Annotated in this window: 16 protein-coding genes; 1 reads left to right on the top strand and 15 read right to left on the bottom strand. The window is 50.8% G+C overall.

The window, feature by feature from the left end; translation table 11 throughout:
• Nucleotides 1–26: 26 nt before the first annotated feature.
• From murG to ACYVH9_RS19450, 13 genes are all read right to left on the bottom strand, one after another.
• On the bottom strand, nt 27–1124 hold the full coding sequence (gene murG, locus ACYVH9_RS19510; protein ID WP_460638059.1) for an undecaprenyldiphospho-muramoylpentapeptide beta-N-acetylglucosaminyltransferase: 1098 nt from the start codon (nt 1122–1124) through the stop codon (nt 27–29).
• An 85-nt stretch (nt 1125–1209) separates the two neighbouring features.
• Complete coding sequence (locus ACYVH9_RS19505) at nt 1210–2364, bottom strand: FtsW/RodA/SpoVE family cell cycle protein (protein WP_460638058.1); 1155 nt, start codon at nt 2362–2364, stop codon at nt 1210–1212.
• Nucleotides 2365–2429: 65 nt separating this feature from the next.
• Nucleotides 2430–3791 carry a UDP-N-acetylmuramoyl-L-alanine--D-glutamate ligase gene (gene murD, locus ACYVH9_RS19500; protein ID WP_460638057.1) on the bottom strand — a complete coding sequence of 454 codons (1362 nt, stop codon included), beginning with the start codon at nt 3789–3791 and terminating at the stop codon, nt 2430–2432.
• A 131-nt stretch (nt 3792–3922) separates the two neighbouring features.
• Nucleotides 3923–4255: a large-conductance mechanosensitive channel protein MscL gene (gene mscL / locus ACYVH9_RS19495; protein ID WP_460638056.1), complete on the bottom strand. Its 333-nt coding sequence runs from the start codon at nt 4253–4255 to the stop codon at nt 3923–3925.
• Between the two features lie 113 nt (nt 4256–4368).
• Nucleotides 4369–5151: a transglutaminase family protein gene (locus ACYVH9_RS19490; protein WP_460638055.1), complete on the bottom strand. Its 783-nt coding sequence runs from the start codon at nt 5149–5151 to the stop codon at nt 4369–4371.
• Nucleotides 5152–5321: 170 nt separating this feature from the next.
• Nucleotides 5322–5570 carry an ATP synthase F1 subunit epsilon gene (gene atpC, locus ACYVH9_RS19485; RefSeq protein WP_460638054.1) on the bottom strand — a complete coding sequence of 83 codons (249 nt, stop codon included), beginning with the start codon at nt 5568–5570 and terminating at the stop codon, nt 5322–5324.
• An 85-nt stretch (nt 5571–5655) separates the two neighbouring features.
• Nucleotides 5656–7179, bottom strand: a complete 1524-nt coding sequence (atpD, locus tag ACYVH9_RS19480) for a F0F1 ATP synthase subunit beta (RefSeq protein ID WP_460638053.1) — start codon at nt 7177–7179, stop codon at nt 5656–5658.
• A gap of 314 nt (nt 7180–7493) precedes the next feature.
• Nucleotides 7494–9119, bottom strand: a complete 1626-nt coding sequence (locus ACYVH9_RS19475) for a M28 family metallopeptidase (protein WP_460638052.1) — start codon at nt 9117–9119, stop codon at nt 7494–7496.
• 110 nt (nt 9120–9229) lie between these two features.
• A complete protein-coding gene (locus ACYVH9_RS19470; RefSeq protein ID WP_460638051.1) occupies nt 9230–11938 on the bottom strand; it encodes a TonB-dependent receptor in 2709 nt (902 codons plus the stop codon).
• Between the two features lie 239 nt (nt 11939–12177).
• Nucleotides 12178–13170, bottom strand: a complete 993-nt coding sequence (locus tag ACYVH9_RS19465; RefSeq protein ID WP_460638050.1) for an aspartate-semialdehyde dehydrogenase — start codon at nt 13168–13170, stop codon at nt 12178–12180.
• Between the two features lie 110 nt (nt 13171–13280).
• Entirely contained in the window at nt 13281–13928 is a 648-nt protein-coding gene (locus ACYVH9_RS19460) for a hypothetical protein (RefSeq protein ID WP_460638049.1), read from the bottom strand.
• A gap of 147 nt (nt 13929–14075) precedes the next feature.
• Nucleotides 14076–15710: a sodium/sugar symporter gene (locus ACYVH9_RS19455; protein WP_460638048.1), complete on the bottom strand. Its 1635-nt coding sequence runs from the start codon at nt 15708–15710 to the stop codon at nt 14076–14078.
• A 156-nt stretch (nt 15711–15866) separates the two neighbouring features.
• Nucleotides 15867–17336, bottom strand: a complete 1470-nt coding sequence (locus ACYVH9_RS19450; protein ID WP_460638047.1) for a TonB-dependent receptor — start codon at nt 17334–17336, stop codon at nt 15867–15869.
• An 85-nt stretch (nt 17337–17421) separates the two neighbouring features.
• Between ACYVH9_RS19450 and ACYVH9_RS19445 the strand changes: the two genes are divergently transcribed.
• Nucleotides 17422–17829, top strand: coding sequence for a gamma-glutamylcyclotransferase family protein (locus ACYVH9_RS19445; RefSeq protein WP_460638046.1), 408 nt, complete (start codon nt 17422–17424; stop codon nt 17827–17829).
• A gap of 19 nt (nt 17830–17848) precedes the next feature.
• Here ACYVH9_RS19445 and ACYVH9_RS19440 read toward each other — a convergent pair whose 3' ends face one another.
• Both ACYVH9_RS19440 and ACYVH9_RS19435 read right to left on the bottom strand, forming a co-directional pair.
• Nucleotides 17849–19291, bottom strand: a complete 1443-nt coding sequence (locus tag ACYVH9_RS19440; RefSeq protein WP_460638045.1) for a S41 family peptidase — start codon at nt 19289–19291, stop codon at nt 17849–17851.
• A 256-nt stretch (nt 19292–19547) separates the two neighbouring features.
• Nucleotides 19548–20219 carry a hypothetical protein gene (locus ACYVH9_RS19435; RefSeq protein WP_460638044.1) on the bottom strand — a complete coding sequence of 224 codons (672 nt, stop codon included), beginning with the start codon at nt 20217–20219 and terminating at the stop codon, nt 19548–19550.
• Between the last annotated feature and the right edge of the window lie 23 nt (nt 20220–20242).

Here is a 20242-nt window from a genome sequence, read left to right as displayed (position 1 = left end):
TTCCGCTATCTCTTTTTCGTTCATCCTCATTTAATGAGTTTCAAGACTTCTTCCGCAATTTCCCGTGCGGCTTTGGGGCGGGCTAAACCGCTGATATTCTGACTAAGTGTGTGCTGCTGAACGGCATCGGCCAAAAGCCGTAAAGCCGCCGGAACCAGGTCGGCCGGAGCTGAGCGGTCGTTGATGAGCAAAGCCGCGTTCCGGTTGACCAGACTCAGGGCATTTTTCGTCTGATGGTCTTCTGAAGCTGCCGGGAATGGCACCAGAATCGCCGGTTTTTGTACCAAACAAAGTTCGGAAACAGACAGTGCTCCGGCCCTCGATACCACCGCATCGGCGGCAGCGTATGCCAGGTCCATTTCGTAAATAAAATCAAAGGCATTAATACGGCTGGCTTTCGCATCGGCGATGGCTTTGCGAGCGCGCTCAATAAACGCTGGCCCGGTTTGCCATAGCACCTGGTAGCCGGCATCTACCAACAGCCGCAGGTCTTTTTCGATGCTTTCGTTGATGGTCCGGGCTCCCTGGCTGCCCCCGATAATCAATAACGTTTTGCGCTCGGCTTCCAGCCCGAAAAAAGCCAGTGCATCCATCCGTTTGGTACCGGCCTGCATGATATCCGTTCGGACGGGGTTGCCGGTCAGTATGATTTTCTGGGCGGGAAAAAACGCTTCCATGCCAGGATAAGCCACACAAATGGTTTTGGCCCGGCGCGCCAGCAGTTTGTTGGTAAGTCCGGCATAGGAGTTCTGCTCCTGAATCAGGGTTGGAATACCTTTCAGCGAAGCGGCCAGCAAAACCGGGCCGCTGGCGTAACCACCCACCCCTACGGCCACATCCGGCCCAAATTCACGGACAACTTGTTGCGCTCGCAAAAAACTCTTTCCCAACTTGAACGGAAAGATCAAATTCTCGACGGTCAATTGCCGCTTGATACCCACAACCGGCAACCCGATGATGCGGTAACCGGCCCGGGGCACCTTTTCCATTTCCATCTTTCCTTCGGCTCCTACAAACAGGAGTTCAATCGACGGATCAATGATTTTTAGCTCATTGGCAATGGCAATGGCCGGATAGATGTGTCCACCCGTTCCTCCGCCACTGATGATAATGCGTTTTGGCATAAATTTGACTCAAACCGTTGATTGGTTTTTCGTTGGATGCTACTAACGAAAAACCGTACCCCAAAAACCGTAAACTATATAATCCCTAAGTCGCCTTGATTAAATTGCTTTCATCCGTGTCACCACGACTCACGCTGATGATAATACCGATGGCGGTTCCGGTAAAAAGGAGGGAAGTACCACCCATACTCAGCAAAGGCAGCGGTTGGCCCGTGACCGGAACCAGCCCCACCGACACGGCCATGTTGATCATGGCCTGAATGACAATACTAAACGTCAGTCCCGCCGATAACAAACCGCCATACGCCCGGTTGGCCTTTCGGATGGCTCGCATCCCGCGCCAGAGCAGATAGAGATAGGCCAAAATGATGACGATACCGCCGATCAGGCCGTACTCCTCAACAATCATGGCAAAAATAAAGTCGGAATAGGAGTGGGGAAGAAAATTTCGCTGGTGGCTGTTGCCGGGCCCCTGCCCATAAATACCACCGTGCGCCAGCGCAATGTACGACTGCTCAACCTGGAATTCCGGCGGACGTGTTCCCTGAAATGTTTCCCAATAATTCTTGATGCGGCTGCCCGAGGTTTTGGCGCGCTGCCCAAGCAGTAAGGCAAAACTGCCCATAACCATACAAACCGCGACCAGAATGACCAGGTATTTGCCCGGCACCCGACCAATGTACATCAGCAAAAAGCAGGTCGCGGCCAGTAAAGCCGCCGTTGAAGCATTACTCAAAACGATGCAGGCACAAATCAAACCAATCCAGATAATCATGTTGGTCAGAATGCTGGCGTCGTACTGTTCCCGTTTGATGTGCTGGCGTTTCGCCAGCATAGCCGCCAGGTTAGAAATGAGGGCCAGCTTGGCCAAATCGGAGGGTTGAAAGGTTTGATTGATCAACGGAATGGTGATCCAGCGCGATGCTTCATTGAGGTTGGTTCCTTTAAAATAGGCCCACAACAATAGCGGCACCGATAACCACATACCAAACCGGGATAAACGGGCGTAATAAATGTAATTAAACCGGTGGGCTATCCACATGCAGGCCAGACCCAGCACCACCAGCGCACCGTGCTTGAATAAATAGTGCTCCGTCGATTGCAACTTCTGGTAGGCCATCGTTCCCGTGGCGCTGTACACCACGGCCACACTCATAATCGACAAAAACAGTACGACCCCCCAAATATGGTAGTCGCCTTTGATGTTTTTCTTAAGCCAGTCGGTCGCTGAGATAGTCATCTTTTTAGTGAATGATGAGTGATAAATATTGCATTATGAATGAATAGGCGCGGGACATTCATCGTTCATAATTGAACATTCATCATTTGTTTAACCGCTTCTTTAAACTGATTGCCCCGGTCTTGGTAATTCCGGAAGAGATCAAAGCTGGCACAGGCGGGTGACAGCAAAACCGTATCGCCGGAACTGGCCAGTGCGAGACTTTTCGCAACGGCTTCGGTAACGTCCTGGGTTTCAAACAAAGTCGGAACGGTTTTCGCAAAGGCATCAACCAGCTTCCGGTTATCTTTTCCCAGACAAATTAATGCTTTTACTTTTTCCTGCACCAACGGCATGAGTTGATCGTATTCGTTGCCCTTGTCCAAGCCGCCCGCGATCCAGACCACGGGCGTCGTCATGCTTTCGAGCGCGTAATAAACCGAATCTACGTTGGTTGCTTTGGAATCGTTAATGAAATGAACGCCCTGAATGTCTCCGGCTGGCTCAAGCCGGTGGGCGGCATTTTGGAACGTCAACAAACTCTCCTGGATGACATTGGCGCTAATTCCAACCGACTGTGCGGCCAACATAGCCGCCAGCATGTTGATGGCATTATGCTTGCCTTTCAGGGGCAAGTCGGCCAGACCCGTCTGCAACGATTGCTGCCCGTTGTCCGCAACCAACCAGCCGTCTTTCAGATAAGCGCCCGGTTGGGGCGCATCGGTCAGCGAAACCGGTAACTGCCGGACGGACGGTTTTCGGCGGGCAAGTTCCTCGCTGATGACGGTGCTTTCCTGGTAATAGATAAACGTATCGTCCGGTGTCATGTTTTGCAGGATCCGGAACTTTGAGTCAACGTAATTTTGGAAACGGTATTCGTAGCGGTCGAGGTGATCCGGCGTAATATTCAGCAGTATGGCTACGTCGAGCCGAACCTGCTGCATATCATCCAGTTGAAAGCTACTCAGTTCAAGCACGTAATAGTCGAATGAGTTTTCGAGAACCTGACGGGCAAAGCTTTCGCCGATGTTGCCTGCCAGCCCGACATTCAGCCCGGCGGCTTTGAGCAAATGGTACGTCAGAAGGGTGGTCGTAGTTTTGCCGTTGCTGCCCGTAATACCGATCAGCTTCGCATTTGTATACCGGGCCGCCAGCTCAATTTCCGAAATGACGGGAATGTTTTGCTGCCGTATTTTCTGAATGATGGCCGCTTTTTCGGGAATACCGGGGCTTTTTACTACCTCGGTTGCCTGCAAAATCAGGTCTTCTGTATGCTGGCCTTCTTCAAAGGGAATGGCATATTCCCGGAGTGTATGACGATAGGAGTCCTGCAGCAGACTTTTGTCCGATAAAAAAACGCTGTAGCCTTTTGCTTTGGCAAGTAAAGCCGCGCCAACGCCACTTTCTCCTCCGCCCAGAATGACCATCAACGGTATTGTATTTTCCATAAACTTATGTGCAAACCGGGGACAAAAATAGGGGTTTCGCCGTAGTCTGGCTGTCAGAGCCGCAATCTTTTTATTTAAAAAAGAAACCCCACTTTTGAGTGGGGCCAAATGGGGTGGGTACAGCGGAAAGGTTATTCTTTCTTTTCCAGCGACGACGAAACACGTAACCGATTTGCCGCTTTGACAATCAGGAACACGACCCAGGCAATAATCAAAAACTGAATGACAATGTTGAAGAAATTACCGTACCGGATGGCAACTTCGGGCGTATCGCCGACTGCTTCTTTCAGAACAATTTTCAACTGGCTGAAATCGATTCCTCCGGTTATCAGCCCTAGAATGGGATTAATAATGTCTTCAACAAGAGAGGTAGTAATTTTTCCGAAAGCCGCGCCAATAATAACACCTACAGCCAAATCAAGTACATTGCCCTGAGCAATAAATGTTTTAAATTCTCTTAGCATGGATTAAGTGGTTAAGTTGATTTGCAGGAAGTTATGAAATGTAACCATTTTGTCAAATTTATTTCCAAAAAAATAATACGGCTCCCAACTCTCCTGTCTGACAATGGAAAAACCTATAGTTTTTCCTCGACCCAGACCTTCATACTTTTCAAATCCATTGGACCGTATTGCGTGGCCAGCGCCACGTCGGCGGCATCACGACCGTAGGCTACGACGATTCGATTCCCACGGGGTTCTTTCTGAGTAGCGTCGAAAGTATACCAGCGGCCATCGATAAAAGCCTCGAACCAGGCGTGTAAATCCATCGGCTCAAGTTTATACAAATAGCCTACCACCATCCGGGCCGGTATATTGAGGCTGCGACAGAGCGAAATGCCAAGATGCGTAAAGTCCCGGCAGACGCCGATCCGTTTTTCGGCGGTTTCGATGGCCGATGTACTGGCATCACTCGTGCCATACTGGTACGTTACGTGGGTTTGAATCCAGCTTCGGATGGCCTCCACCTGGTCGTAGCCGGGAAGGGCATGGGCTGTTATATCAGCGGCCAGCTGCCCCAGTCGGTCTGACTGGCAATACCGGCTGGGCAACAGGAATTGCAGCACATCGTCTGGCAGGTCCTGAACGGGAACAAAAGGAGCGCCGGGGGCCGTATCAATCACATCGGCGGTATCAACCACGAGCGTGATCCGGATCTTGAATTCTCCTTCTGGGGCCATGAGCCGCTGGCATAAATTACCATAGGAGTCGGTGTACTCCACAACGGGCGTATTAGGCTCAAGCTGATATTCTTCGGAAATGATCCATTGACCAGCCCCGGAGCGGGGACGCAACATCAGCACAACAGGTGCCGAAGCCGGAACATCGTAAAGGAGTTCGCAGCCAGCAAAAAGTTTCATAGTTTATTCGTAAGGCGAGTGTGAAAGCCATCTAACGGTATTTTCAAGAAAATTGTTTTTAGTTTTCCCGATGTTGGACTCGATTCTAAAAATTATGCTTTTTGGAATGAGCAATGCAATAAAAAAGGGGCCCAAAGCCCCTTTTTTATACTCTCAATACATGATGGTAATTAGGCTGCCAAAATCGCTTCGGCTAGTACCAATACCTTGTTATTCAATACTTCGACAACACCGCCGTCGACGGTAAAAGTCTGGTTTCCGCTTCCGGTGGCCACCGTAATCGGTCCGCGCGCCAGCGTACTGACAATAGGAGCGTGGTCGTTCAGAACCTGAAACTGGCCTTCGCTTCCCGGAAACGTGACCGCCGTAGCTTCGCCGGTAAAAACTTTCCGATCAGGGGTAATGATCTCCAGATGCATTTTTTTATCGTTTAAGGTTTAAGGCTTAAAGGGTAACGTCTCAGTTTTAATCCTCAAACGTTACCCTTCAAACGTTAAACGATTTTTACTTTCCGGCTTCTTTCAACAGACGCTCGCCTTTTGCAGCGGCATCGTCAATGGTTCCAACGAGGTTGAAGGCTGCTTCGGGCAGGTGATCCCACTTACCGTCGATGATTTCGTTGAAGCCCCGGATGGTTTCTTCGATCGGGACCAGAACCCCTTTCAAACCGGTGAACTGCTCGGCCACGAAGAACGGCTGCGACAGGAAGCGTTGCACACGACGTGCGCGGTTTACCGTCTGCTTGTCTTCTTCCGAAAGTTCTTCCATACCAAGGATGGCGATGATATCCTGCAATTCTTTGTAGCGTTGCAGAATCTCTTTCACGCGCTGGGCGGTATTGTAATGTTCGTCACCCAGGATTTCGGCGGTCAGAATCCGGGAGGTTGAATCCAGCGGGTCAACTGCCGGGTAGATGCCTAACTCGGAAATTTTCCGGCTCAATACCGTAGTGGCATCCAAGTGGGCAAACGTCGTTGCCGGGGCCGGGTCAGTCAAGTCATCGGCAGGTACGTAAACGGCCTGTACTGACGTGATCGAACCGCGTTTGGTCGACGTAATGCGCTCTTGCATGGTCCCCATTTCGGTGGCCAGCGTGGGCTGGTAACCTACGGCCGACGGCATCCGACCCAAGAGAGCGGATACTTCGGAACCCGCCTGGGTAAACCGGAAGATGTTATCAATAAAGAACAGAATATCACGTCCCTGGCCCGTACCATCACCGTCGCGGAAGTGCTCGGCAATTGTCAGACCTGACAAGGCAACACGGGCACGCGCTCCGGGAGGCTCGTTCATCTGGCCGAAAATAAAGGTTGCCTGGCTGTCTTTCAGGGTTTCAGAATCCACTTTTGACAAATCCCAGCCACCTTCTTCCATCGAGTGTTTAAAGTCGTCGCCGTATTTAATAATTCCGGCTTCGATCATCTCGCGCAGCAGGTCATTTCCTTCGCGGGTACGCTCACCCACACCGGCAAATACCGACAGACCGGAATAAGCCTTAGCGATGTTGTTGATCAATTCCTGAATCAATACGGTTTTTCCTACACCCGCACCACCGAACAGACCGATCTTACCCCCTTTGGCGTAAGGCTCGAGCAGGTCAATAACCTTAATCCCGGTAAACAGAACTTCGGTTGAAGTGGCAAGGTCCTCAAACTTCGGAGCCGCCCGGTGAATGGGCAAACCGCCGGTGCTCTGGGGTTGGGGAATACCATCGATGGCCGTTCCTACGACATTGAACAGACGGCCCCGAATACCATCACCTGTCGGCATAGTAATCTGGGTACCAAGGTGAACCACGGTCATGCCGCGCTCCAGCCCCTCGGTAGCGTCCATTGAGATCGTGCGGACCCGGTCTTCGCCAAGGTGCTGCTGGCACTCCAATATAACTTTTTGGCCATTGGCTTTTGTGACTTCCAGAGCGTCCAGAATCGCCGGTAGCCGCGACCCTTCGCCCTCAAAACTCACGTCAACAACCGGGCCGATTACTTGCGTAACTTTACCCGTATTCGTTGCTGTTGCAGTTGTCATGCTATGAAGTTGAGAAATTTAGTAGGCGTAATAAATGCGACCGCAAAATTAGGAGATAATTTGCTTAAACCCAAGGTACAGTTTAATCTATTTTTAAGATTTATAAGCCGAAATCGTTTTTGTTCCAACTAGTTCGCGAATCTGAGCCTCCGGCGGGCCGTTTGCACAAAACAAAGATTTTGGCTTTAGGTGAATCTGTTCATATAACGAAACCGTACTTCGGGTCAGGCTTAAAAAATCAACCGTCAGGTCGGGCAGAGCGAACAAGCCAGCGTTGACTCCGATTTACGAACCAAAATCGAAGCGACTTCGGGCTATTTGGCGCCTTTTTCCCGAATTCCTCTGAACTCCGACCCCGCTTTCCAGCCCGGAAACACCGATTCGTTGCTGAGCCGGTAGCCCACATTAAATAGCAATTGCATGTCTTCAAGAATGCCCGAGATATCCCAGGAGGACGAATATTCGTCTGAGGGCGCGTGATACCGGGTCAAATTGTGCTCTTCCAGTTGGGCTTTTCCCCAGGCTTCGCCGTTTTTAACGGAATTGACGCCAGTTTTGAGGTACAAAGCCGGAACACCCACTTTCGCGAAGTTGAAATGGTCGGATCGGAAATAACTGCCAGCCGCCGGATTGAAATCACCGCGGATTGTGCGGCCTTGCTTAGTGGCGGCCGCTGCGGCATAGTCTTCCAGATCCGATTGCCCCTGCCCAACGATCACCACGTCTTTAGTCCGACCGATCGGAATAAAAGCGTCCATATTGATGTTGGCTACGGTTTTATTCAACGGAAAAACCGGGTGGGTGGCGTAATATTCCGAGCCCAGCAAGCCCTGCTCTTCGGCGGTAACGGCCAGAAAAAGGATGGAACGGGCCGGTTTCTTTTTCAATTTCGCAAACGTCTCGGCCAGTTCGAGCAACGCAGCAGTTCCGGATGCGTTGTCCGAGGCACCGTTGTAAATGGAGTCGCCCCTGATGGCTTCACCTTTGCCCAGATGATCCCAGTGTGAGCTGTAGATGATGTATTCGTTTCGGCGGCTGGTGCCCGGAAGCAACGCCAGGACATTTTTCGATGTCGATTTGGTGATCTGATTGTCGATGGTCAGTGAGGTACGGATGCCCAGCGGAACGGCTTTGAAACCGCGAATACCCGCTTCCCGGAATAATTCCGGCGAAACGCCCGCCAGTTTAAACAGACTCTTGGCCGCGTCGAGCGTGAGCCAGCCTTCCATAATCGCTTTGGATCGGTTACCGTCGGCAGCCTCCAGATACAGTTTCGATTTTGAAAAGCTGCTGCGGACAACCGACCAGCCGTAACTGGCGGCTTTCGATTCGTGAACGATCAGCACACCGGCGGCTCCCTGCCGGGCGGCCTCTTCGTATTTGTACGTCCAGCGACCGTAATAGGTCATGGTGTTCCCTTTGAACAACGTGCTATCAATCTGGCCTGGATCGTTGACCATCACCACCACGGTTTTGCCTTTGACATCCAGTCCGGCGTAATCATTCCATTGGTATTCGGGCGCTACGATACCGTACCCGACAAACACCAGTTCCGAATTGGTGACCTTGACCTGCGGCTGAACGTGCGGGGTCGTGGCGACGAAATCATCCAGATTTTTAAGCGAAACCGTTCCATTTTTCCCGGTCAAGACCAGCGGCCCCGCCGGTTTGGAGGCAATGGTGACCATCGGAACGTCCTGAAAATAGCTTTTTCCGTTGCCGGGTTGCAGGCCCATCCGTTGGAATTCAGTTTTCAGGTACTGAACGGTTTTTTCCTCGCCGACTGTGCCCGGTTTTCGCCCTTCGTAGGCATCAGACGCCAAGACCTGAATGTGCCTGGTAAACGCCTTTCCATCAATGGCAACGCTGTCGGCAGTTGCCAGAGCAGGTGTTCCGGCTACGAATAACAAGCCGCTTAATGCAAAAAGATGATGAAGCATAGCCGTACCCACGGACTCGAATCCGTGTTTTTAACCAGTGAGTGAAACCAACTGACACGCACCGCCGGGCCTGGGAAGGCCCGGCGGTGCGTGAGTACGTAAATATACGCTTAAAAATCATTCTCGCCGGGCGTATCGTCCCGGTCGCGGTTTTGATCCCGGTCTTTTTCGCGGACAACGGCTTTGGTCAGACGGTAGCTGAATCCAATGAAACCGATGCGGGTTTCGCGCTTATTGCGACTGCTCGACACGAAGTTGGGGCCGAAGCTTTCGTTCTGGAATTGCAACGTATTGAAAATATCGCTGATGCGCAGGTTAATCGTTCCGCGGCCTTTCAGCACATTTTGTTTAACGCCCAGATCGACATTGAAGAATCCTTTGATGGTGCCCTGTGCCACGATAAAAGGCGAGCGGTAGTTGAGGGCCACTTGAATATCAGTTCCTTTTTTGGGATTCATATTGGAGGTAATCCGGGTAGTCCAGCTGCGGTTGCTGCGGGTCAGAATACCGGGTACATCGGCACTGGCCTGAATGCTCCGCTGAAAAAAGGAGAAGTTTCCGTTGACTTTCCACCAGCGCGTAATATCCTGCGTCACTACTACCTCCAGACCGTAATTCTGCGAGCGGTTCAAGTTCAGGAAGGTTTGTTCCGTAATGCCATCGGGCCGCAGGGTCTGATACCGGGTTACCTCGTTGTTGGTTTGGCGGTAGAAGAGAGACGATGTCAAGGTAGTACTCTTTCCGTACAGTAAGTGGCTAATCTCAAACGAGTTGACTAGCTCCGGGTTCAGATTTGGGTTTCCAAATCGAATGTTGAGCGGGTCGGACAGGTCAATGAATGGATTCAGGGACCAGGTGGATGGCCGATTGATGCGACGGCTGTAGTTGATTTGCATTTTCTGCGACTCGCTGGCGTTATAGTTCAGGAAAACGCTGGGAAACAAGTAAATATAATCGCGCCGGTTCCGCGTATTGGTTGTCCGCTGATCCGTTTCAATGGCGGTATATTCCGTGCGTAAACCGACCTGATAACTAAATTTACGGATTTCATTTCCAAAGTTGGCGTAAGCCGCGCTGGTTCGTTCGTCGTAAATGAAATCATTGCTGATGGCCGGGTTGACCGTCCAGTTTTCGTTGAGCAGGTTTTCGAAGGTGTACGTAGAACCCAATCGCCGGTACGTGTGTTTCAGGCCAGCTTCAAACTTTCTCTTGTCTTTGAAGGGTTCGACAAAGTCCAGTTGCAGCACCGCCACTCGGTTATCGCGGCCGTTGTTGGCGCGCTGCTGCCCAATCAGAAAGTTCGGGGTCAACAGGTTTTCTGGCAATGTCGTGGTGTTGTTGAAATTCTGGTACTCAGTGCTCCGGTTATCGGAGAGCGTTGCGTCAAACGACAGTTCGCGCCCTTTTTTATCGAACGTCCGGCGGTAGCCAAACGAATAATCCAACCCTTGCTCCGGTTCAGTTTCTTCCGTGGTCCGGATGGTTTGTCCGAGCGAAAGACGGTTTTCATCGAGCGTGTTGAAGACTTCAACTTCGGTATCGCGGCTGTATTCCGGGCGGTACATAATGGAAGCCGTGATGTTGTCGCGGGCCGATAAGGAGTAATCAAAGCCAAACCGCAGGTTATTATTCACCCGTCGGCGAATGGCATCGTTGCGCTGGGCCAGAAAGCTGGTCGAATCTTCGAATAGGTTCTGCCGGTCTGAAATCCGGTACTGAAAACGGCGGTCGGCCCGGAAGTTGTAACTACTGAATAGGTTAAGTTTCTTAAACCGCGAATTAAGGTTAATCGATGCGTTGTATTTATCGCGCGTACCGACGTTGAGCTGCACATTGCCATTGAAGCCCGGGCCACGTTCTTTTTTCAGGACAATGTTGATGATCCCCGCAGCGCCGTCGGCATCGAATCGCGACGAAGGGTTGGTAATCATCTCAATCCGTTCAATATTACTGGCCGGAATCTGATCCAGAATGGCTTGACGATCCAGCCCCGTAAGGCCCGACGGTTTTCCGTCGACCAGCACAATCACGTTGCTGCTACCGCGCAGGCTCAGGGTTCCGTCGACATCAATCGTGACCGACGGAACGTTTTGCAAAATATCGATGGCCGAACCACCCTGCGCAATCGGCAGTTGATCGGCGTTCACAATTTTACGGTCCAGCGAGTATTCGTAAGCCTGTTTTTGTCCCTGAACCGTCACTTCCTGAAGCTGCTGGGCGGTTTCGGTCAGTAAAATATTGCCAAGATCGACCACGGGTTTGTCCTCACTGATTACGATGCGCGGAATACGTTTGGCCGCGAACCCCAGACTTTGAATGAGCAGATAATAAGCATCCGGGGCTAGGTTGTTCATCTGGAAAAGCCCTTTCTCATCCGTCAGCGCTCCGGTAACCGAGCTTGAATCCCGTGAGCGAAACAGACCGATGCTGGCAAACTCGACGGGCTGATTTTTACCGCTTTGTGGTGTCACCAGTTTTCCGCTGATCTTGCCGGCCCCAACCACGGGCGGTGCGTTGTCGGCACTGGCCGGGCGGTTTGCTGGTGCCTGAGAAGCTGGTGTTGTTGCGGGCGTACTGGCGGGCAGAGCCGGTTGGGGTACTGGCTGTGTTTGTAAAGAACGAACGGTATCAGGGCGGTCGGCTACGTTGTACTGCGTGGTATCCGGGCGGGTTGGTGCCGCGGGTCGGGTTGTATCAGATTCCAGACCAATAGCCTCCATCATGCTATTGGATAGGGGCGCTGGTTGCTGCGCGAGAACGGAATGAGCCACTGACACGCTTACACAAACCATCAGAAAAGTGGCCGAAAATGTCTTCATAATTTGGTGATAAAAATTGTATTCATTCAATAAAGCACACATACTTCTTTCAGGACCCGAAAAAACCAACGTGCTGAAAAAAACAAGGCAACGGGGATTTTTACAGGCTATTTTCGGATCAATTCGGGCGAATCAGTCCAAAAAAACGGATTGTACGGTGTGTTCTTGAGTAGATGGAGGTGTAAACAAAAAAGCCTGTCAACCTCAGGCTGACAGGCTTATATACCTATAACGGGATGTTAGACTAAATTGTTTTCAACTAAATATTCTGCAATCTGAACAGCGTTGGTAGCAGCTCCTTTGCGCAGGTTATCGGCAACGATCCACAGGTTGAGGGCGTTCGGCTGGCTTTCGTCGCGACGAATCCGACCCACAAAAACCTCGTCTTTTCCGTGTGCCGTCAATGGCATGGGGTACAGGTAGTTTTTCGGATCGTCCTGCACGATGACGCCTTCCGCTTCCGACAGAATTTTCTGAACATCGCCTACTTCGTAATCGTTCTCAAATTCAACATTTACCGCTTCGGAGTGACCACCAATGGTTGGAATTCGCACGGTCGTGGCGGTAACCTGAATGGAGTCATCACCCATGATTTTCTTGGTCTCGTTCACCATCTTCATCTCCTCCTTGGTATAACCGTTGTCGAGGAAAACGTCGATGTGCGGCAGAACGTTGAGGTCGATCTGATGCGGATATACCTTCTCCGTCGACTGATCGCCCGAGCGCTCGGCAAACAGCTGATCAACGGCGGCTTTGCCGGTTCCGGTTACAGACTGATAGGTTGAAACCACCACACGCTTGATGCCGTATTTTTTATGCAGCGGGTTCAGCACCACCACCATCTGAATGGTTGAGCAGTTGGGGTTGGCAATGATTTTATCTTCCGGTGTCAGCGTGTGAGCGTTGATTTCTGGCACCACCAGTTTTTTGGTGGGGTCCATCCGCCAGGCTGATGAGTTATCGACAACCGTAATGCCGGCTTCGGCAAACTGCGGAGCCAGTTTAAGCGAGGTGCCGCCCCCGGCCGAGAAAATCGCAATAGCCGGTTTTGCCGCGATGGCATCCTCGAAGCCCACGATCGTAACCTGTTTACCCTTAAACGTAATCTGTTTACCCACCGAGCGTTCTGACGCGACAGGAATCAGTTCCGTTACCGGGAAGTTACGCTCTTCGAGCACTTTCAGGATCTCACCACCGACCAGGCCGGTTGCTCCTACTACTGCAATTTTCATTTGTCCGACTAATTAAGTGAATTGTTCTGCAAAATTGGGTGCAAAAATACGGAGAAATGCGGACAGATAAGGAAATGCCCAACAAAAATATCTGTATAATTCGCTCATTGTCAAAACCGCGCAACTACACCCAGGACTCCGTGCTTACCATTCCATTGCGGTTCCAGCCGAATGGAAACGTCGTTGGTCCGGAGCGATTTGTTGTAATACTGAACTGATCGCCGGAAATGAATACCGGGTCTGCGAATCAGCGAGCCGATCAGCAGGGTGGTAAGACCGGTCGAGAGCGTGATCAACCCGCTTTTCCGGATTTCTTTTCTCGGTTCTGCACCGGCATAAGGGTCTCCGTAAAAAATCATACCGTTTCCGTACCAGGCTCCATTTTGAAATACCAACCCTGGCGGAACGGTTTTTTGGCCCGGTACCTCTTTCGGAATGGCGGTTAGAATCATACCCACGAGTGACGTGGCTCCGCCAGCGATCATCAGGCCGGTGCCAACATCGCGGCCACGTTTGAACTGACGGTATTCACGGATGGCGTTCGGGTCGCCGGAAGCCAGAATGTATTGGCCTAGCTCAGTAGCCCGGCGGACTTCAATGCCGTCGTAGAGGTAGCGGGAGGTGTAATGAGGCCGGAACCCGATCCGGGTATAAACGGGTTCGGAGTACCTGACGATTTCAATGGGCTTTAAAGGTTCCGACTGCGCCCATACTCCTACGGGCAAAGCCAGTAATAGCAATACGTACAGAGTTTTCATAGCTGATCATTTTCAGAAAGTTATGAAAAAACCCTGTTTATATGATTAAAGTTTGATTAGATATTTGTTAGAATACCTCACATAAATTACGTTGCTCGTCATGGCCCAAAATGCTGAACCGTGGAAAGCACTTGTTTGGGTAATTTTCTACCAGAAATTAGCGTACAAAACCGCTAAAACCGTCAAAATCACGAGCGAACCGGCAATGAACGATGGCGTGACACGGAACATCCGCCGGTCTACTTCCAGCCCTTTCTCGTTATGATGACTGGCCGGATCCGTCAGCGTGACAACAACCATGATGGCCACATCAAGGCAGAATACCCACATGGTCCGGTGAAGAAACGCTATTTCGTCGGCCTGAACGCCAAACAGATTCATGACTTCCGGCCAGAATTTGAGCAAAACCGAGAGCGGGATGCTGAGAATGGCCGCGGTCAGAGCGGCCCGGGTGGTGGTACGCTTCCAGAAGAAACCAAGCAGAAAAATAGCGAAGACGCCGGGCGAAACGAAGTTGGTGTATTCCTGAATGTACTGATAAACCTGATCGAAAGACCGCAGCATGGGCGCTACCACAATGGCAATGGCAAAAGCCACGATCACGGCATACCGCCCAACGCGCACCAGTTTCTGTTCTGACGCGTTTTTGTCGAAGAATTTTTTGTAAATGTCGAGGGTGAAAATGGTCGAGATACTGTTGCATTTGCCCGCCAGCGACGCTACCACGGCGGCCGTCAAAGCCGCAAAAGCCAGCCCTTTCATGCCCGTAGGCAGCAGGTTCATCAAAACGGGATAGGCGTTGTCGGGTCGTACCGCACCGTTGCTGGTCATGGCATCCTGAAATGTGCCGTTTTTGAACAAAACGTAAGCGGCAATACCCGGAATGACCACGATGAGCGGAATCAGCAGCTTAAGGAAAGCTGCGAACAGAATGCCGCTGCGGGCAGTTTTCAGATCTGCTCCCAGCGCCCGTTGAACGATGTATTGGTTACACCCCCAGTACGACAGGTTATTGACCCACATGCCGCCCGTTACCAGCGCCATGCCCGGGAGCGTGTAATAGTGCGGGTGTCCTTCCGGAAAGTACATGTGAAAATGCGAATCGGCTTCGGTGCGCAGTGATACCAAACCGTTCCAGACACCATCCAATCCCAGTTTTTCGGAGACCAGTTGCAGCGCGAGATAAGTCACAACCAGTCCGCCACAAATCAGTACCACAACCTGAATTACATCGGTATAGCCAATCACCTTCATGCCGCCGAGGGTAATGAAGATTGCAAAAAGGGCCAGCCCAATGGTGCAGGTGGTGAACGAAATGCCCGCCAGCGACTCGATAGCAATGGCGCCCAGATACAGAATGGACGTCAGGTTGACCAACACGTAAACCACCAGCCAGAAAATTGCCAGAATCGTGCTGACGGTATCGTTATACCGTTGCGCCAGAAACTGCGGCATGGTGTAAATGTGGTTTTTCAGGTAGATGGGAATGAAATAAACCGCCACAATAATTAGCACGGCAGCCGCAATCCATTCGTAAGAAGAAATGGCCAAGCCCATCGCAAAACCCGAACCGGCCATGCCGATGAAGTGTTCGGCGGAGATGTTGGAGGCAATCAGCGAAGCACCGATGGCCCACCAGGTGAGGGAGCCTTCGGCCAGAAAAAAGTCTTTGGTGTTGGTTTCGGCGGTTTTCCGACGGCGGTAAATCCAGTAACCGTACCCGGATACAACGATGAAATAAAGCAAAAACACCGCATAATCTGCGGGTTGAAGGTGGTTCATTCGGTCGATGATTTAGGCTAAAAGAACGGCAAAATAGAATTATTTCCAATTCTATTCAAATTCCGACCGGCAGAGATAGGTATGGATCGGTTTTGCAACATCACTGGGGTTATCCTATGATCAACCCCAGTGATGGTACGATAGGGAGACGGTATTTTATGAAGAAGAAACTTTGGAAGTCTCCCGAGCTTTTTTTGCTATGGGGGTGTATTTCACTTCGCATGGATAACCGAATAGGCAATTATCCTTGATAATCTTAGCAACGCCTTCGGGTACCATCACTTCCCAGCCGTCTTCTCCCGCTTTGACCATTTGCAGGACCCGATCGGTTGAAATGTGCAGGTTTTCTTCGTTGTAATCGGCAATGTCTTCAATCTTATCGTTGGCAACTAGGTATTGATACAACGGTTGCAGGTTGGGAGCCAACTGAAAATCCTGGCATCGGTAAATCACACCATCGGAGAGCAGGGTTGGGTAAACGAACAATTTTACTTTTCGGCTGAACAGAGTCGCAAACGATTCCAGAATGCCGCCGGGGAGGTTCTTATAGTGTTGTTCCTCAAAAATGTACTCCAGATTCGGAATGCCGAGAATGATTCCGATTTTCTGACGGGTCAGGCGCGACAGATAGGCCACCAGCCGGTAATATTCCAGAAAGCTCGAAATCATCACGGTTTGCCCCAGCGAACACAGAATATCGACGCGGTCGAGAAAGTCTTTTTCGTCGATACCGTGGTCCACGTTGGCAGCCAGATTATGTAAAGTCAGCTCGGCAATCGTCACCACGCGGTCGGGATCGATTTCGGGTTCTTCCAGAAACTGCTTGTAGCCGTTGCTGAGCATGTCGATATGAACGTTCGTGACGGGCCGCAGCCGCCCGCGTAACAGCAGAATATTGCGTTTGTACAACGCTTCTGACGGTTGTAACACCTTGCCATCCGGCCCGAACAAGGCCGCATTGGTAAAGCCGTTCCGAACCAGGTACAAACTCATGATCCGGTTATCGACATTCATAAAGTCCGGCCCGTCGAACCGGATCATGTCGATTTCGATGCGCTCCGGCGACAGATCGTCCATTAGCGAGAGCAGCAGGGTTTCCGGCGACTTGTAGTAGTAATAACAGCCGTAAATCAGATTGACGCCAATGACACCCAGCGCCTGCTGTTGCAAGACATTTTCGTTGTCGAGCATCCGGACGTGGATGATCACTTCATTGTACCGGGCTTTGGGTTCGAGCTGAAACCGTAGCCCGATCCAGCCGTGCGATTCGTTGGTTTTCTGGTAATTAAGGGCGACGACGGTATTGGCAAAAGCAAAAAACGTGGTTGTTTCACCACGTTGATCAGCCAGTCGTTTTTCCATCAAGCTATATTCTTTGCCGAGCATTTTCGTCAGCCGCGATTCGACTACGTAGCGGCCACTTTCTTCGGGGCCGTAGATCGCATCACTAAAGGTCATATCGTAAGCCGACATGGTTTTGGCGATCGTTCCCGATGCACCCCCGGCTTTGAAAAACATCGCTGCGGTTTCCTGTCCGGCCCCAATTTCGGCAAAGGAGCCGTAAATTCGTCGGTCGAGGTTGATCCGCAGCGCCTTCTGTTTGGTACCAATGGTTTTATCGTACATAGGTTGGCGGTATACTGGTCAGACGTAGCAGCCCGAATGACTTTTGGTTTAAATTTACAAAGATCATCCGAATATCACGTATAGAATGCTTTCTTCTGCAACACCTGAAACCCACATGTTTGTTTATGGGACGCTATTAAGTGTTTCAAAAGTTCCGATGGCCGAGTATTTTCACCAGCATAGTGAGTTGTGCGGAACGGGCTTTTTTTCGGGGCGGTTGTACGATCTTGGCACGTACCCCGGCGCAGTGTATAAGGCGCAAAGTGAAACCGTAGTTCATGGTGAAATCTATCGGTTGAAACCCGATTTCAACCCGTTGCTGCACCGACTTGATGAATACGAAGGTGATGAATACATCCGGGCCATCGTACCCGTACAAACTAATAGCGGTTTGGTGAATTGCTGGACGTATCTTTTCTCGGAGCCGACGGATGCGCTGACGCTGATTGCATCCGGTCGGTTTTTACCGAAAAACCGACCGGATACTTTTTAGAAATGATAGGCGCTACTACTCAGAACGTTGTGCGAGTCAACGGTTTTACGTCATCGAACATGTTGCTGCCCCCGGCCCGCCGTTCAACGGACGAACCGATAGCAGGCAACTGAGGGCCTTGGTCGGCCGGAAGCCGGGCCGCACTCGTTCCGATAATCTGCGCCATTGCCGTTCCCAGATAGGTTTCCTGCAAATCGCCCAGCGGTTTAACTTCGAGGGGTTCGCTTTTGGCGATGGTGGGCGTAAAACCCGTTGAATAATTCGACTGGTTCAGCGCGTTAAAAGACTTGAAAACAATGGGTTGCATTCCCCATTTGATTTTGCCGGTTTGGTCCGAAATCGTGATGGAACCGACGTTTTTACCGTACGTGGTTTCACCAATGGTAATGACTGGCATGAACGGTTTTAGTCCATTGATGATCAGTTCGCTGGCAGAGGCCGTTCCGCCGGTTGTCAGCACAAAAACGCGCGACAGGTTGCCGCCGATGTTTTGCGTTTTATTTTGAAAACGAACCGTTAGCTGGTCGGCTTTACCTTCTTTTTCCAGTGCTGCCATCACTTCCTTGTTGTATTCCGTCCGGTAAAAGGTTTGGCTAGCATCAACACCTTTGGCAATCATGCTCGCCAGCTTAACCGACGAGGAAACAAAACCGCCTGGGTTGTAGCGTAAATCAAGAACGAGTTCATTGACGCCCCGGGCTTTGAATTTGCTGAAAACCTGTTCCAGTTTTTGATCGTATGTGGGGGTCGTACTGCCATTGGGACCGGGAATGAACTGGTTGTAAACCAGGTACCCAATACGCTTACCGCCAATGATATAGATGGAATCCAGCAGTACAGGGTTTTGCTGAAACACCGTCGCCGTTGCCGTTTTTACGGTTTGGGTATCCACGATCTTACCATTTTCAACTTTGGCAATACCGTAATTGAACGTTGTCGGGTCACTGGCGAGCGAAGCGTAATTGCTCGTCGTGAGTTTCTGACCATTGATGGCCGAAACAATTTCACCGCGTTTCAGTCCGGCTTTTTCGGCCGGCGATCCGGGTAAAACGTAGAGGACTTTCATGATTACATTCGTCGATCCTTGTTCCCGCAGGTAGTATTTTACTTCCAGTCCGGTCGTTTTTTGTTCGCCGTTCAGGGACGATTTGAGGTCGTCGACATTCTCCTGAATCCACGAAAACCGGTCGCGTTCGGGATTAGCCCGGTTATTGTAATCATAAAGTAGCGAGTAAAAGAAAGCGCTGGGGGCCAGTGTTGTATCTGGATTCGCCGGAATTTTATCATTCCAATAATAAAGGCCCCGCATGTTTTCCAGAATCCAGTTTGTAACGGATTGATCCGTTTTTGAGGAAATACTGGTGACGGGCGGTTCGGGCGTCACCGCGGGGTCTTTTGTGCAACTTGTCATCCAAAAACCAACGCCCACGGCCACGATCCAGGCATAGGATCGTACGTTCACAAAAAATCTCATGTAGGTTGTCTGCTGACGGTTAGACTACGATATCGCAGGAATTCACCTGCCATTCTCTAAGTTAACGTTAGACAGAAGCGCATGTTTTATTTCTGCGATTGGATTAATCAAATCTTAATTGGATTTTACTGCCAAAAGAGTAGGCTACAAAGAGCGGGAGCGGAAAAAACCGTTGACTAAAAAATATAGCCCCGTAATTTCACAAGGGATGAAATTACGGGGCTACGGCAATCGACTTGGTTGCTTATTTGTCTTTCTTTTTCGTGTCTTTGCTGTTCCAGCTTACGTTGAATTTCCCTTCGGTAATGCTGATTTCTCCGCTTCCTTCCGTGCGCCGGGTGTTGTCGTGGTCGTGCGGCCCCGCTTTGGTTAGCATACCACCGCCGGCGGCTGTAATTACTTTGTCTTCAATGTTTTGCCGCAGACCAAACCCCGAAACCGTAGCCAGGGCGCGTTTTTTGTAAGTGACCTCTTTCAAGGTTGCCTCAAACGTTCCTTCAATGCTGTGATCGGTTACGTTGGTAATCGTTACGGTGCCTTTCCATGATTCGCCGTCCCGGAACGCGTGCCCCAGTCCTTTCGATTCTTCGGTGTAATCAACCAGCGCCCAGATGACGTTCCCGTTGGCGTCCTTGTATTTCTTTTCCATCTCCCGGTCGTTTTCCGAAATGATCGGATAAGTACCCGGTTTCAGTTGATCGGTGTAAATCAAACGGATCCAGGTTTGAACATCCGGATTGACGTTCATCCCGGCAATGGCCAGGTATCTAACGTTGGTAAACGGCAGATTTAACCGTTGGGCTTTGGCCTGCCATTCTTTCCCGTTAATTTTGGCGGAAACTGTGTTTTCTGGCGATTGCCCGTACGTTAGTACGCTCCAGCCAAGACTTAGGATAAGGGCGAAAATCTTTTTCATAAGTTCTTCTATTAGTTATTGTT

Source organism: Larkinella harenae (assembly GCF_054780515.1).
Note: the sequence above shows the minus strand (reverse complement) of the source record. Positions and strands in the feature narration are given on the sequence as shown.